Source organism: Larkinella sp. VNQ87 (genome assembly GCF_049445795.1).
Taxonomy (GTDB): Bacteria; Bacteroidota; Bacteroidia; order Cytophagales; family Spirosomataceae; genus Larkinella.
Map to the genome: position 1 here is coordinate 304,483 of NZ_JBMSDT010000009.1, position 14,659 is coordinate 319,141.

Annotated in this window: 13 protein-coding genes; 5 read left to right on the forward strand and 8 right to left on the reverse strand. The window is 52.2% G+C overall.

The features are described 5' to 3' along the window. The first annotated feature begins 126 nt into the window (after positions 1 to 126). Positions 127 to 576: an Hsp20/alpha crystallin family protein gene (locus tag ACO2Q8_RS17710; RefSeq protein WP_423346180.1), complete on the forward strand. Its 450-nt coding sequence runs from the start codon at positions 127 to 129 to the stop codon at positions 574 to 576. 339 nt (positions 577 to 915) lie between these two features. Then, positions 916 to 1,554: a hypothetical protein gene (locus ACO2Q8_RS17715; protein WP_423346181.1), complete on the forward strand. Its 639-nt coding sequence runs from the start codon at positions 916 to 918 to the stop codon at positions 1,552 to 1,554. A 1-nt stretch (position 1,555) separates the two neighbouring features. Here ACO2Q8_RS17715 and ACO2Q8_RS17720 read toward each other — a convergent pair whose 3' ends face one another. From ACO2Q8_RS17720 to ACO2Q8_RS17735, 4 genes are all read right to left on the reverse strand, one after another. Then, complete coding sequence (locus ACO2Q8_RS17720) at positions 1,556 to 2,824, reverse strand: PepSY-associated TM helix domain-containing protein (RefSeq protein ID WP_423346182.1); 1,269 nt, start codon at positions 2,822 to 2,824, stop codon at positions 1,556 to 1,558. A 57-nt stretch (positions 2,825 to 2,881) separates the two neighbouring features. After that, entirely contained in the window at positions 2,882 to 4,771 is a 1,890-nt protein-coding gene (locus ACO2Q8_RS17725) for a TonB-dependent siderophore receptor (RefSeq protein WP_423346183.1), read from the reverse strand. Further along, the gene (locus ACO2Q8_RS17730; RefSeq protein WP_423346184.1) at positions 4,768 to 5,220 is read right to left on the reverse strand and encodes a carboxypeptidase-like regulatory domain-containing protein; all 453 of its coding nucleotides are present in this window, start codon (positions 5,218 to 5,220) and stop codon (positions 4,768 to 4,770) included. Before ACO2Q8_RS17730 ends, ACO2Q8_RS17725 begins: the two co-directional genes overlap by 4 nt. A 229-nt stretch (positions 5,221 to 5,449) precedes the next feature. After that, entirely contained in the window at positions 5,450 to 5,989 is a 540-nt protein-coding gene (locus ACO2Q8_RS17735; protein WP_423346185.1) for a DinB family protein, read from the reverse strand. Between the two features lie 350 nt (positions 5,990 to 6,339). Between ACO2Q8_RS17735 and ACO2Q8_RS17740 the strand changes: the two genes are divergently transcribed. Next, the gene (locus ACO2Q8_RS17740) at positions 6,340 to 6,894 is read left to right on the forward strand and encodes a gluconate 2-dehydrogenase subunit 3 family protein (RefSeq protein ID WP_423346186.1); all 555 of its coding nucleotides are present in this window, start codon (positions 6,340 to 6,342) and stop codon (positions 6,892 to 6,894) included. A gap of 15 nt (positions 6,895 to 6,909) precedes the next feature. Next, complete coding sequence (locus tag ACO2Q8_RS17745) at positions 6,910 to 8,622, forward strand: GMC oxidoreductase (protein WP_423346187.1); 1,713 nt, start codon at positions 6,910 to 6,912, stop codon at positions 8,620 to 8,622. A gap of 79 nt (positions 8,623 to 8,701) precedes the next feature. Here ACO2Q8_RS17745 and ACO2Q8_RS17750 read toward each other — a convergent pair whose 3' ends face one another. Both ACO2Q8_RS17750 and ACO2Q8_RS17755 read right to left on the reverse strand, forming a co-directional pair. Further along, on the reverse strand, positions 8,702 to 9,895 hold the full coding sequence (locus ACO2Q8_RS17750) for a glycosyltransferase (protein ID WP_423346188.1): 1,194 nt from the start codon (positions 9,893 to 9,895) through the stop codon (positions 8,702 to 8,704). A 279-nt stretch (positions 9,896 to 10,174) separates the two neighbouring features. After that, entirely contained in the window at positions 10,175 to 10,624 is a 450-nt protein-coding gene (locus ACO2Q8_RS17755; RefSeq protein ID WP_423346189.1) for a response regulator transcription factor, read from the reverse strand. Between the two features lie 567 nt (positions 10,625 to 11,191). Here ACO2Q8_RS17755 and ACO2Q8_RS17760 point away from each other — a divergent pair. Next, positions 11,192 to 12,655 (forward strand): O-antigen ligase family protein, encoded by a 1,464-nt coding sequence (locus ACO2Q8_RS17760; protein ID WP_423346190.1) that lies wholly within the window; start codon positions 11,192 to 11,194, stop codon positions 12,653 to 12,655. A gap of 90 nt (positions 12,656 to 12,745) precedes the next feature. On the opposite strand, the gene ACO2Q8_RS17765 is transcribed toward ACO2Q8_RS17760, so the two are convergent. Beyond that, positions 12,746 to 13,366, reverse strand: a complete 621-nt coding sequence (locus ACO2Q8_RS17765) for an acyltransferase (RefSeq protein ID WP_423346191.1) — start codon at positions 13,364 to 13,366, stop codon at positions 12,746 to 12,748. Between the two features lie 15 nt (positions 13,367 to 13,381). Next, the gene (locus tag ACO2Q8_RS17770) at positions 13,382 to 14,605 is read right to left on the reverse strand and encodes a glycosyltransferase (RefSeq protein ID WP_423346192.1); all 1,224 of its coding nucleotides are present in this window, start codon (positions 14,603 to 14,605) and stop codon (positions 13,382 to 13,384) included. Positions 14,606 to 14,659: the final 54 nt, after the last annotated feature.

The following is a 14,659-nucleotide window of genomic DNA, read 5'->3' on the forward strand; positions in this document are numbered from 1 at the left end:
CCTAAGTCCGGTTTTTACTTCCGCGAAAAAGGCGTCTGGCATACCCTTTGCCAAGTCGGTTTCTGAAGGGGCGCCCCTTCAAAACGTTCATTCTACGTTTGTTTAACTTTAAAAAGCAGGTTAATTATGTCACTCATCAAAAGGAATGGGAACTTGCATCCCGCATTTCCGGCTTTGTTCGATGACTTTTTTGGCCGGGATCTTTTTAACTGGAACAACAGTAATTTCTCATCTACCCAGACGACCATTCCGTCGGTGAACATCCGGGAAACGACCGAGGCATTTGAGGTAGAAATGGCCGCGCCGGGTATGGAAAAGCAGGATTTCAGGATTGAGCTGACCGGTAATCAGTTAACGATTTCCTCCGTAAAACAGCATAACGAGGAAAAACAAACCGGAAACTACACCCGCCGGGAATTCAGTTACCAATCGTTCCAGCGTAATTTTGAATTGCCCAAGGATGTCGTTGATGCCGACGGGATTCAGGCGCGCTACGAAAATGGTTTGTTGCACCTGACGATACCCAAGAAGGAAGAAGCCCGTCAGAAAGCGCCCCGGCGCATTGAAATTGGTTAAGCTTTCTTTTTAAAACGGGACGACCTGCCCAATGGGCGGGTCGTTTTTTTAGTATCAGTTCTCTATTTACCAATTAATCACTTCTACAATTTAGTCTTTACTAGTATTTTTTCCTGAAGTAAATTCATCTACTACTTCCCTCTTGATCCTGGCTAAGTAAAACCCGGTATGCTAATTACAAATTAATTTGAACGCATGAGCTTTAGCGTAAAATATCCCTAAGTAGAAATTGATTGTTTATTTCGACAAATTTATAAACCCGCTTTCCGGAAGCCAATCTGCACGAATATACCGTCTGATAAATACGCAAAAACGACCCGCTCGATTGCATCAATTTAAATGAAGGTTCAAAAACGACTCGCCTTTTTTATTCTTATTCTGCTGGCGTTGGGCATTCTGCTCGTAAAGCCGGGGCGTTTTTTCCAAAAACCGCCAGACTCATTGCTTACAACTGATCAGGATTCGGTCGAAGCGATTATCGGCCTTTACGATCGGCAGCATCAGCTTGGTAATTTATCCGTCATTTCAATTAAACATCGGTATGTTACACTGGCTAAATCCGGACCAGATCTCACTGAAGACCTTTCTTCTTCCAAAAAACCTCAATTGATTACCCTTTTCCTGGCGAATTCTTCGCCTGAAAACTGCCTCGAAGACCTCCTGGCTGGGGATTACAACGCAGCCATTCAAACACTCTGTACAACCCTTTCCCGCACCGGACAGCCAGTTTACCTACGCTGGTGTCCGGAGATGGAAGTTCCGGTACACAGAGCTATCTCAAAAGCTCCGAACATCAAGCGGGTTTGGGGCCCCGTGGGCGACCGTGGGTCGATGGAGTGGTGGCCGGGAGCCGATGTGGTTGATTACATCAGCATCGCCATTTATGGCCTTCCGGATAAAAACATTACGGACCGGTTGGGAATAATCAGTAAGGCAGAACCTCAATTGTCAGACATAACTCTAAACAGAATCACTTGACTCACTTGCTCTTAATCGCGGGCTGGTCTTTCCGTCGGGGCGCATACGCGGCCTGGTGTTGCGGAAATGCCTGAACCGGGCGGGAAGCGCGCCCCATCGGTTGTGCAGTGACAAGGTTCCTCGGCCGTTTTTTGCGACGCCCCCACCAGATCAGAAAACCGGTAATGGGCAGGCTAGCCAGAAACAGGGCCGCGAACGAAGCCAGGACTTTGGTGGGCCAGCCATAAATGCTACCGACGTGCATAGCGTAATTGGAATTGCGCCAGGTAGCGCCCAGTGTTTTCTGCTCGTGCCGCACTTGGTGAATCGGAGCCCCGGTCTGGCGATTGTAGTAATAGTTGTCGCTGGCATCCCAGGCGGTGCCGTTGAAACGCAGAAAAACCGCAATTTCGCCGGCTTTACCCGCGTCCTCCGGTTTTTCAAACGTTAAACTAGCTTCCGTCCAGGTCGGTCGCTGGCGCTGGCACTGCCGCAAAGCCGCATCCATCGGGAAGGCTGTTCTTGGGTTAGTTAAAGCCGGTTGCGGGTGTTCGTTCTGTTGAAAGACGGTTTTCGGATCGTTGCCCAGGATGCGATAAATGCCATCGGTCCACCAGCGGAATGTCCAGACCAGCCCCGTGATGGCCAGAAACAGAATCAGCAGGTGGGTGTACAATCCTCCGACGTTGTGAATGTCGTAATTCACCCTCCGCCATTTGGCTTTCCATTTAATCGAAAACCGCTGCTTTAGGGCGGCTTTGTTTTTCGGAAACCACAAAACAATCCCGGTCAGGGCCAGCAAAATCACGAACAACGTGGAAAAGCCGACGATGTAGCGACCGATCTCGTAACGCAGCAAGAGGTTCTGATGCAACCGACGCGTCAGGTCGACCGGGTTGCGCAGCATATCCACCACGCCCAGCACCTTGCCCGTGTACGGGTTTACGTAAAATTTATCCCAATAAACGTAATCATCCCAGTGCGTCCAGCCCGGACCGGTTTTGTTGCGTTTGTAGGTCGTGAAAACATACGCCCGCTCCGGCGAATTCCAGACTTGTACCCCTTCCAGCTCCCGCCCCCGGGCGGCTTTTTGGGCATTGGCATACAGGCTATCGAGCGGAAGTACGACCCGGTTTTGGGACGCAACGAACACATAATCGCGGTAATACCAGTCGGTTAGCTCATCATCCCAGACGAATACGGCGGCAGCCAACATGCTGACCACCACCACCAGGCTCGTTACCATCCCGAGCCAGAGGTGTACTTTGCCGACGATTTTTTTCAGACTCATGAGCGAACGAAAGGTTGTAAAACCGGGGCAGCCTGCCGAAAGCGCCCCGGTTTTGAATCAAAATGTGTAGGCAACACTCATTAGGTAATTGCGGGGTGCTCCAGGGAAATTACGCTCAAAGTTGTAACCACCCGTAAAGTACACCTCGTCGGTCAGGTTATTGACGTTGAGCGACAGCCGCACCCGCTGAATCTGGTAATAGGCCATCGCGTTGAAGACCACGTAACTGGGCAGGATCACGGCTACCAGGTTGGCATCCCGAAAACCGTTCCGCACCGAGTTCTGGCTGTGACCGATGCCAAAGCCCAATCCGTTCAGCTTGCCGGTGAAAGTGTACTTGATCCACGACATGCTGGAGTGCTTCGGAGCATTTTCCTTGGTCAGACCCACTAGCCGCTCGTTATTGTCCTGACTGATGATCGCATCGTTGTAGGCATAACCCAGCAGAATACTCAGGTTCGGCACCGGATTTCCGGCCACTTCGAACTCGACGCCCCGCGCCCGCTCCTGGCCGCGCTGCGTGAGCTGATCGGGTCGGGCGGGATTGTTGGCATTGACGAGCACGTTCTCCTGTTCCAGATTATAGAGCGCCACCGTCGCCATCAGGCGCTTATCGAACCACTCGGTTTTGGCCCCCGCTTCCCACAACCGGCTGGTCAGCGGTTTGGGGGGCGTTACGTCCAGAAAGGCCCCATTGGCCGGGGCCGCTACCTGAAAGCCCTGGTTGTAAGTAGCATACAGGTTTACATTTTTATTGACGCTGTACACCAGCCCGACGCGGGGCAGAATAGCCTCGGTTTCAATGTCTTTCCCGTAGCTCCGGGCAACGGCTGCGGTGGTCGGAACCGTGTATTTTTCCCGACGCAGACTCAGCAGCAGTTGCCAGTTGTTCCATTTGATCTGGTCCTGAACGTAAATCCCGTGGCTGTTGTAAGCCTGGCGGTTGTTGGCCAGCGGGCTGTAGGTAAATGTGTATTTGGCCACGTCGCGCGGTTGGTAGGTCGGCCGGTTCAGGTTCATAGTAAACGCCGAACTGGTCGATTTCTCCGTGAAGTTGTAATCGTAGGCTGCGTAGTCGTAACCGCCCAGAATCAGGTGGCTGACCGGACCAGTTTGCGTCTGCCAGGTCAGGTAAAAATTTGCGTTGTCGTTGACATAATTGACAATCCGGTCGGTGTAGCTAAGCTGAATGGAGTCGCGGGTGATGTACCGTTGAAACCGGTGCTCCGTCAGGGTCTGGTCTTCGCGGAACCGCATGTAGGCCACGTTGAGATTCAGGCCCTTGGCCAGATTCTGGCTCCACGACAGCGCGGCCGAGAACAGTTTCGGATTCAGTTTGTCGCCGGGTTGCGTCAGGTTAAAATTGATGGGGGTAGCCCGCAGGTTCTGTTCACCCTGGAAAACCGTTCGGCCCCGGTCCAGGACGGTATTGACATCCTGCACGTTCAGATCCAGGTTGATCCGGGTTTTCGGATTCGGGATAAACGAGATGGAAGGCGCGACGACCAGCGAGCGGAAATACACATAGTCACGAAACGAACCCGAATTTTCGTAGCCGACATTGAGCCGGTACAGCAGGGTTTTGTCTTCGTTGAGCGGACCGGTGAAATCGGCCGTTGCCCGGGCGGTTTTAAAGCTTCCCAGACTAACCTGAACCCCCGAGCGCTGTTCATCGAGCGGTTTTTTGGTCACCATGTTGATGGTGCCGCCGGGGTTGGTATTGCCAAACATGGCCGATGCCGGACCCTTGACGACCTCTACCCGTTCGACGTTGACCAGCAGCGGACTCGACCAGAAGTTTCCGGCGTAGCGCAGGCCGTTGAGCAGACGGTTATCCTGATTCCGGAAGCCCCGGATCGAAATGTCGTCATACACCGAAAACTGGTTGACGCCCGCAATGCTTTTCACCACGTCCTGTAACCGGTACGACTGCTGGTCGAGAATCAACTCTTTCGTAACCGTCGAAATGGTTTGTGGAATGTCTTTGAGCGTACCTGCGTTTTGGTGGCCGAGAAGCTGTAATCGTTTTTATAACTGGTTTCCTTCCGTCCGGTAATTTCAACGGTTTGCAGTTGCTGCACCGCCGTCTTGATCTGAAAATGGGCCTGGGTGGTCTGGCCCGCTTCGACGGTGATGGTTTCGCGCAGGGTTTCAAACCCGACGCCGGTTGCCAGTAGCGTGTATTGCCCCGGTTTTACGGTTGCAATGGAAAAGCGGCCCGACTCGTCGGTAACGACTCCAATCCGGGTATTTTTCAACTGAACATTAACAAAGGGAGCCGGTTGCTGGTCCGTTGTCAGGATTTGCCCTTCGATCTTTCCGGATGACAAATCGACCTGAGCCAGGGAAGTGAATGCTAGTAAAAGAAACAAAAAGAGTTGTATGGATAGCTTCATGGGGTGTTGGTAGGTTGTACGTGCTTCAACGGTCCTCTCCGTGCTGTCTGGCAAACTGCCTTTAACCAACGGAAATGAACCCTATTCGCCCACAAACCTACCCCCTGTTTAGATTCAATCCAAATAAAAGCTCAATTATTTAGAATAGTTCTAAAGTATAAATAAAGTATCATTTTTACGAATTAGCAGCCATTGCTAAAAGCTCCCTGACATACAACTTCCTTGTCGATCATGGCAATCCCAGGGCCAGTTTGATATGCGCCAAATGGTGCTGCACATGCCAGACCGACATGGCAACGGCCTGCGCCTGATCGATCCGGATTTTCCGAACCGGGTGAAAATACGCTTTGGCCAGTTGGGCCTCGTCCAGCGACCGGATCAGGAATAAATACCGAAGGTTGATTGTCTCGAACATTTGTAACGAATCCTCGATTGGTGCCAGGGTAGCGTCCGGGGTAGCCGCCCAGCCATCCATGTTGATGAGCGTCGGCGTATCGTAATCCGGCTCGGTAAGGGCTTTTTTCATCCGAAAATAATGAAGCAGGTGAATGTCGGCGACGTGGTGAATGAGTTGCTGTACGGTCCAGCTCCCTTCCCGATACGTTTTGGCTAATTCATCGGCCGACCGGTTTTCAACCAATTGCCGGTATTGCGAAGGAGCTTCCACCAGAATGGCGATGTTATGGGCCAGTTCGTCCGAGGAGTACGTATCCTGTAGCGAAAGCGGACCAATCGGAAATTTGCGGGGATCAACAGTAGTCGGGCTCATCGGAGTGTTTGTGGTTTGAGGTGTATAACTGATAAATAAAAAGCCGCCCGTTTCAGTTCACCTTCCCGGCACTTTGTTCGCGTCTCCCACAAATCATCTACCTCACCTGTATCCGGCACCTAACCCTCCCAAATCATTGTACTTTTTGCTATATTTGTTCAGAATAATTTCCTGCCTGCAATTGAATGAGTACAATTTTTTGGAAAATCCCTCGCCTGACCTCAAGCGACTCCTACACGTTGTTCTTTCGGGAAAAATCCGGTTGTCACTCGTGGCAACCAGAAGAATAATGAATATTGAACACTGAATATCGAAGACAGTAAACCGTAAATCATATTAACAACCTTCTCGTGGAAAGACGAAAAGCATTACAAAGTCTGGCAGTTGCGATCGGCGGACTGGTCAGTCTGCCGGGTTGGGCCAACACCTGGAACCCGGCCACTATCCCGGCCGGACCGACGCTTTTGGCCCCCAAAGCCGATGCCCTGTTGGCCGACATCGCCGAAACCATCATTCCGGCCACCGATACCCCCGGTGCAAAAGCCCTGGGCGTTCATACCTTCATCCAGAAAATCGTAACGGATTGCCTGGAACCGTCGGCCCAGGAAACCCTGACGAAAGGACTGGCCGAAGTGGACACCCTCGCCCAGAAAACCTACAGCAAACCGTTTGCCTCGCTCGACGCCAGCCAGCGCACCGAACTCCTCAAGGCCATGAGCCAGTCGACGGAGCCGGTTCAGAAAGACTTTTTCTCACTCGTAAAGGGGCTCACCATTCGGGGGTACATGACCTCCGAATACGTCATGAACAATATCGTTCATTACCAGATGATTCCGGGCCATTACTACGGCTGTGTGCCGGTCGTGGCGAAGAATACAACCAATAAACCTCAACAAAACCGCTAATTGCTTCCAACTGATATGGCAAATTTTGCAATCGATGCGGTCAAAGCCACTACCTATGACGCCATCGTGATTGGCTCCGGAATCAGTGGGGGATGGGCCGCCAAAGAACTGACTGAAAAAGGCTTGCGGACGCTGGTGCTGGAACGGGGCCGCGACGTCAAACACGTCGTGGATTATCCGACCACCATGCTCAACACCTGGGAAATGGAACACCGGGGCCAATTGCCGCTGTCGGTTCGGAAGGAGAACCCGATTGTGGGCAAATGCTACGCTTTCAACGAAACATCAGCCCACTTTTTCGTGAAAGATGCCGAACATCCGTATGTGCAGGAAAAACCGTTCGACTGGATTCGGGGCTATCAGGTTGGCGGCAAGTCGCTGCTCTGGGCGCGGCAAACCCAGCGCTGGAGTGATTTCGACTTCGAAGGCCCCGCCCGCGACGGTTTTGCCGTCGACTGGCCCATTCGCTACGCCGACCTGGCGCCATGGTACAGCCACGTCGAAAAGTTTGCCGGAATAACCGGAAACAAGGATGGCATTCCGACCTTGCCGGATGGCGAGTTTCTGCCCCCGCATGAGTGGAACTGCGTCGAAAAATACTTTAGCCAGCAGATGGCGGCCAAGTACAAAGACCGGCCCGTGATTATGGGCCGCGCAGCCCACATCACGAAACCGATGCCCATTCACACGGCACAGGGCCGGGCCCAATGTCAGCACCGGACGATCTGCGAGCGCGGCTGTCCGTTTGGCGGGTATTTCAGCAGCAATGCCTCGACCTTGCCCTGGGCGGCCAAAACCGGTAAACTGACGCTGCGCCCCCATTCGGTCGTTCATTCGATTATTTACGACGAGAAAAAAGGGAAAGCCACCGGCGTTCGGGTCATCGATGCGACGACAAAGCAGATGATGGAATTTTACGCTCGCATCATTTTCGTCAATGCCGCGGCCCTGAACACCAACCTGGTGCTGCTGAATTCCACCTCCAACCGCTTTCCGAACGGTTTGGGCAACGACAGCGGTGTGCTCGGCAAGTACGTGGCCTTCCACAATTACCGGGCGGGCATCTCGGGCGAATACGACGGTTTTCCGGATTCGACCACGGACGGACGGCGCCCCAACAGCCCGTACATTCCGCGCTTCCGGAACGTCTATAAGCAGGAAACCGACTTCCTACGGGGCTACGCGGCCGGTTTTTCGGCGGGCCGGGCGTCGCGCACCAATTCGGACGGCATCGGGGTCGACCTGAAAAACAACCTGGCGAACCCGACTCTGGGCGGCTGGTACGTCGGCTCGCACATGATGGGCGAAACCATTCCGAAAGAAACGAACTACGTCGCCCTCGACAACAGCCTGAAAGATCCGTTCGGCATTCCGCAGTTGAAAATCTCGATTGCCTACGACGACAACGACGATAAGATGGTGAAGGATTACCAGGAGCAGATGACGGAAATGTTCACAGCGGCCGGTTTCAAGAATATTCGGGTCCGTGACGACCGCCGGAATCCGGGGCTCGACATTCACGAAATGGGCGGGGCTCGGATGGGCAAAGATCCGAAGACGTCGCTGCTCAACAAGTGGAACCAGATGCACCACTGTAAGAACGTCTTCGTCACCGACGGGGCTTCGATGACCTCGACCTCGACGCAAAACCCCTCGCTGACGTACATGGCCCTCACGGCCCGGGCCGTGGATTACGCGGTGAAGGAGATGAAGAAGATGAATTTGTAAGAAGGGGTGTTACACAGAGTTAATCAGAGAAACACTCCGATAAACCCTGATGTTCTCTGATTAACTCTGTGTAACAACCTCAATTTTCCTTCACCGCCGTCTCCCCGTGTGGGGTGTGCAGAAACTTCTTACTGGCGGTTTTGATTTTGAGCAGCGAACGGACCATGCGGAAGATCAGCAGAGGTAGTGTAAGCAGATCCCGGAAGGAAATTTTTTGCCACAGGTAACCGGGAATGGAGATCAGCAGCGCCAACGCCAGCCCCCCCAGCAACAGCCCGAAAAATTGAAAAACCGGTTGCAGACCCAGAAGCAGCCCGAAAACCGTTCCGGCAAATAGAAACGCCAGAAATAAGATGCGGGGAATAAGCAAACCTTTCAATAAGCCGTTGAACGCGTGAACGTTACCCTTGAATAACTGCTCGACACCACTCCGAAAATACAGCTTCACGAAATGCACTTGGGCAGCAATCCAGCGCGTCCGCTGCCGCTCAAACACTTCCAGATTCTGCACTTTTTCGTCGTAAATCAGCGCGTCTTTCAGGTACGCAATGCGGAGGCCCTGGGTTAGCAACAGCATCTCAAGTTCTTTGTCATACCCTCCTACCGACCGGATTTGCCCCATCGCCTGCTTCATCGTCTCGGGTTCAAATGCCATGCCCGAGCCGATCAGCGAAGCCGACAGACCGAGTGCCCGCTGCCCACCCCGGAACAGGTGGTTGTTCACTTCTTCGTTCATGGCATCGAAAACCGCCACGCTGGTGTTGGTGTTTTTGGCGACGCGATGCCCCTGCACGGCCCGCCAGCCCTGGTCGAAGGCCCGGTTGATGCGGTCGAGAAAATCCGGAGCCATGTGATTGTCGGCATCCGAAACCAGCACAATGTCGTAGACACCTTCGGACAGCAATTCCAGCGCTTTGGTCAGTGATTTCTGAACGGTTGATTGCTCAAAACTGACTACCAGCACTTTAACCGGCAAACGAGCCAACTTTTCGAGGGTTTCGGAACGAAACGAATCCGCAATCACGAAAATATCATACGCATCGGCGGGGTACGTCTGCCGGAGGTTGGCCTGTACGGAATCAAGAATGACCTGATCCTCCTTGTAGGCCGGGACCAGCACGGCAATCCGCCGAAGCCGCGAAGCCGTTTTTGACAGGGGCAAATCATCTTTACCCCCAAGCCGCCCGGCTACCGCAAACAGCAACAGATAGGCGACGTTAAAAACAAGGTATAACCCCAGCGGTCCCAGGATCAGATAACTCAGAACATCCATGATACGGTATACTTGTCGCCCTACAAACAGTCGATCAATTCGTCTGATAATTTGACAGGGTTATTAGGAATACGGTTTTACATCTTCCCAAATTCCCTGGCTAAATCATCGGATTGACCACCATTCGACAGCAAATAATATACCATTCAACCGTTTGGCGAAGCGACTTACAAAAAAAGGGTGAAGATTTGGTGATCAAATCCCCACCCCGGCACATTAATTTATGGGTAGAACAGAGGTAATTTTTGTCTGGTAAAACGACAAATACTTGTCGCTTGGTCAAAACCGGGTAAATCGGACCGTTTGAAAATCGGCACTTCCGGATTTAGTAATCCGGGTCAGGGCATTTCCTGACCGTCGGAGCATCGCCCGGATTTTGGCCCGGACTTCGAGCGGATTAAAGGGCTTGGCCATGCAATCGTCGGCACCGTTTTCCAACGACTGGATCCGGGTGGCGCTATCGCCCGAATCGGACAATGCCAGAATGGGAACCGCCTGATGGCGCCCTGTCTGGCGAACCATCCGAATCAACTCCAAGCCATTAAATTTAGGAAGTTTCAGATCGGTAATAATGCAGTCGACCGGCAGCCCCCGCTCCAGCAAATCCATGGCTTCCAGCCCATTGCTAGCCAGGGTCACATTCCAGTCAGACTTAAAGGTTTCCTGTAAAATCGATAAAAGAAAGCGGTTACTCTCAACGATGAGGACATTTAACTTTTGGACTTTCATGGTAGGACATATTTGGGTTATAATTGAAATAATATCTACTCAACACCCTGATTACTTATACTAAGTAAAAACACTTATCAAATATTTCAAACAACGTTTCCACCAATTATATCAGTCAGTTTTGGAATTTCTAAAAGGTTGGTTTCAGAACGGAGAAGAAAGCTGAAATTGGATTAAATAGTGTGAAAATTAACTCTTTTCAACATCTTTTCCGGACTTAATTCTGCTGTATATAGCCTGAATTATCCAACACTCTACAAAGGAAAACACTTAATTTTAAAGCGGCAAAAAAATGTGTAATTATTTTTGCCACTTTGCCGAATTTAACCTATGTATGTTGTTATTTCCAGATAACTTTGTATTGGTACCGCAGAAAATGTTAAAACCATCTCAATATTGTTACAAACCGGAGTAATTACACCCAAGACCAATCCAGTCTAGCCGTCCCTTGGCACGATATGTGTTGGATTTTCAGTTGCACAACCCGGTTTGCCGGGAAGTCATCCGGGGTATGTTTATCTTTCGAAGCGTGCGAACCGGAGCCAGTGCCCGCTTTCAGTTGATTCTATGCAACATCAGGTGTCGTCCGTCGCCCAACAAATTCAGAAACAGTACTGGTTGTTCAGCGTCCTGGGAACGCTGCTCGCTCTGGCATCGGGCTTCCTGATTGCTAAAGTAGGTGTGTTGGCGCTAGGCGCAATTGTGGTCCTTCCGGTGGGGCTGATGCTGGTAGGCGGTATCCTGGCTGAGCCCAAAGTAGGGTTTATGGTGTATGTCCAGATGAGTTTTCTGATCAACGCCCTGTCACGGTTTCTACCGATCAGCATCCCGTTCGGCTTAATCATCGATGGCATTCTAGGGTTAACCATCGTGAGTCTGTTGTTAAACAACCAGCGGCTGGAATGGAAGCGCCTACATCATCCGGCTTTTTACCTCGTCGGCATTTGGCTGATTTATACGGTTCTGGAGTTTTTCAACCCCGAATCGCCCTACCGGCCGGCCTGGTTTTTTCACGCCCGCTATTTCTCGTTGCATTTTTTCATTGTAACCTGCACGATGCTCCTGATTGACATCACCCGGTCTGATATTTGGATCATTCTTCGAACCTGGTTGATCTGGTCGCTACTGGGCGCGCTCTGGGCCTTTAAACAGCAATACATCGGCCTGACCGTCAATGAAACGATCTGGCTTAACTCCGGGGCTGCTTCCACGCACGTTTTATTTGGTCACTTGCGTAGCTGGTCGTTTTACAGCGATGCTTCCCAGTTTGGGGCCGAGATGGCGGCCGCATCGCTGGTTTGTTTTATCTGGTGCTTCGAAGCTAAATCGAACCTGCGTAAACTGGGTGCCCTCCTGCTACTGCTAGTGTATTTCTGGGGTTATGCGGTTTCGGGAACACGCTCTGCGCTTTTTGTACTTATTGCCGGCTACGGTTTTTACCTGTTCATGAAGCGGGATATTCCTAAAATTGTCCTCGGAATCTGCCTGGCGGCCCCGCTCCTTTTTATTCTGAAATACACCACCATCGGTAGTGGCAACTATCAGATCGAACGGATGCGCACCGCCCTGAATCCGATGGAAGATGCTTCCTTCCTGCTGCGGTTACAGAACCAGGAGAAACTGGCTAATTACTTGAGACACTTGCCATTCGGTGCCGGAATCAGCACGTCAATGGATACCGGCCAACGGTTTACTCCCTGGCACTGGGCCTCGCAGATTGCGCCGGATAGCTGGTATGTCGAACTTTGGATTGAAGTGGGCGTGGTGGGCTTGACGGTGTACATCCTGATGCTCCTGTCACTGATCGGCATTGGCGTGTACCGTGTCTGGAACCTCAAGAATCCGGAGCTTAAATCATTGATGCGGGCATTGCTGTCGGTGTTTGTCGGCATCGTGGTCATGGGGTATTCCAATCCGGTCCTGGGCCAATTCCCGACCAGTGCGATGCTCTACATCAATGCCCTGCTGTTCACCTCCTGTTACCGCTGGGAAACGAGTTTTTCGAAACCGGTAGAGGAAAAACCCTTCTAAGCTGCTTTCAGATCATTGCAGAAATATCAAAATCACTTACGGAAACCAGAAGAAAGGGATTGCAATGAAAGGAATCCGGTTCGGGTGGTTTTACACCCGGACCGTTGGTTTTACCCACGCTTTCTCGCCGGGGTCGTATTGTTTCAACAAGCGGGCCGGGTTTCCACCCACCACGGAATAAGGTGGCACATCCCGTGTTACGACACTCCCGCCGGCTACCACCGAATGGCGTCCGACAGTTACACCCGCCGTGATGACAACATTGGCACCAATCCAGCATTCATCTTCGATCACGATCGGGCGGGTTACGACCGGCTGCTCCCGGATCGACCGGCTAACGTCCTCGTAACCGTGATTCAACCCGGACAGAACGACGTGCTGGGCCATGATGACATCGTTTCCGAGCGTGACCGGACCAATGACTACCGAGCCGATCCCGACCGTACACCGGGCACCGATCCGGACTGGCCCCACCCCGTTGTTGACGACACTGAAAGATTCAACTACGCTGTGTTCGCCCATTGAAAACGGATTGAACGGCAACACGTCAAGGCGAACCGAAGCCCGGACTTTCGAGCTGCGATGCCGTTGATGAAGAAAAGGGTTGACCAGCCAGCTCACCCAGAGCCGGGGACGGGCCTCGTTCCGGGGAATTAACAACCAGTGAACAAACTGTTTCAATCGTGGATTCTGATCCAGATACGCTTTCATACGGTTTCGGAGGGGTCAGATCGTCTGGGGCTGCGAAACCAATAACTGGTCGATGGCGTCGGTCAGCATCCCGACCGAATTGGCCCAGGTGTGTTCCCAGGCGAAGGCAATCCGTTCTTCGGGCGTCGACAGTACCTTACCGTTCAGAACATCGGCAATCCGGGCAATAAACTCTTCGGTGTTGTCGGCCAGGTAAACATGCTGCTCGAAGAGAGCCATTGTTTCGGTTTTACGGGCCACCACCGGTTTTCCCATCGCCAGGTATTCATCGATTTTGCGCGGATAATTACCGATGGTTACTTCGTTGAAAACCTGTGGGTTAATCAGCACATCCATTGCAGCCAGGTACGCCGGAATCTCGTGCGGAGCTTTCGACCCGAGAAAAGTCACGTTTGGCAGGGCCTTCAGCCGATCGGTCGGAAACGAATCGTCAGTTGCCCCGATCAGCACAATCTGCCAGTCGGGTCGGCGGGTTGCAATGGCACCGATCAGATCTCCGTCGAGCCGCAGCCCGGTCAGCGCTCCGGCATAACCGATACGCGGTGTCGGCAACGCAGCGATGTCGGCCGGAATTTCTTTGATCGCCGAGGGGGTAAATAGTTTCAGATCGCAGCCCTGACCCACATAAACCGAGCGCTGGCTGTAGCGAGCCGCCTGATTAGCCAGGTACATTGAATTACTGGCCACGATATCCACCTTGCTCATCAACAGCGGTTCGAGCCGCTGGCCGTGCCGTTTCCAGAAATCCACCGCCAGAAAGTTATCGCGCAGATAATAGACGTAAACCAGCGGATTCAGCAACTCTTTCAGGTAAAAGCCCTGGAGCATGTCGTTATCGTTGATCAAAACGAAGGATTTCCAGCCCAGTTGCGCGACGGCCTGTTTGATTTCATTAGCCAGAACGTTACCGTTGAACCGGTTGGCCCAGTCGTAAAGCACCGAATCGGGCAGCCAGTTGAACGAACCGAGTAATGTACGGGGCGACAGCACCCATAAATTATTTTCCGCTTTAACCAGGTGCTGCCCCTGATTTTCAGCGAGGAATTCGTCCCGGCGCTGCGCCCGACCCGATTTCTTGGACAGCCGTGCCGACCAGTCCAGGGGTTCATTCACAAACAAAACCGGGTTGCTCCCCGCCAGGGTTCGCGCCATATCCCGGATGTTACTGCCCAACTGCTTTTCTTCCCATGGTTGCCGAGATGTAATAACATAATTTATTTCGCCAGACAGTTTGTTCATGATCGTATGAGAATGTATTGCAAACCTATTTTTTTGTTGTAACATTACGCCACT

Excerpts from the sequence above, each read along its gene's own strand:
- ACO2Q8_RS17710 (WP_423346180.1), top strand. The coding sequence starts at position 127 with ATGTCACTCATCAAAAGGAATGGGAACTTGCATCCCGCATTTCCGGCT.
- ACO2Q8_RS17715 (WP_423346181.1), top strand. The coding sequence starts at position 916 with ATGAAGGTTCAAAAACGACTCGCCTTTTTTATTCTTATTCTGCTGGCG.
- ACO2Q8_RS17720 (WP_423346182.1), bottom strand. The coding sequence starts at position 2,824 with ATGAGTCTGAAAAAAATCGTCGGCAAAGTACACCTCTGGCTCGGGATG.
- ACO2Q8_RS17730 (WP_423346184.1), bottom strand. The coding sequence starts at position 5,220 with ATGAAGCTATCCATACAACTCTTTTTGTTTCTTTTACTAGCATTCACT.
- ACO2Q8_RS17735 (WP_423346185.1), bottom strand. The coding sequence starts at position 5,989 with ATGAGCCCGACTACTGTTGATCCCCGCAAATTTCCGATTGGTCCGCTT.
- ACO2Q8_RS17745 (WP_423346187.1), top strand. The coding sequence starts at position 6,910 with ATGGCAAATTTTGCAATCGATGCGGTCAAAGCCACTACCTATGACGCC.
- ACO2Q8_RS17750 (WP_423346188.1), bottom strand. The coding sequence starts at position 9,895 with ATGGATGTTCTGAGTTATCTGATCCTGGGACCGCTGGGGTTATACCTT.
- ACO2Q8_RS17755 (WP_423346189.1), bottom strand. The coding sequence starts at position 10,624 with ATGAAAGTCCAAAAGTTAAATGTCCTCATCGTTGAGAGTAACCGCTTT.
- ACO2Q8_RS17760 (WP_423346190.1), top strand. The coding sequence starts at position 11,192 with ATGCAACATCAGGTGTCGTCCGTCGCCCAACAAATTCAGAAACAGTAC.
- ACO2Q8_RS17765 (WP_423346191.1), bottom strand. The coding sequence starts at position 13,366 with ATGAAAGCGTATCTGGATCAGAATCCACGATTGAAACAGTTTGTTCAC.
- ACO2Q8_RS17770 (WP_423346192.1), bottom strand. The coding sequence starts at position 14,605 with ATGAACAAACTGTCTGGCGAAATAAATTATGTTATTACATCTCGGCAA.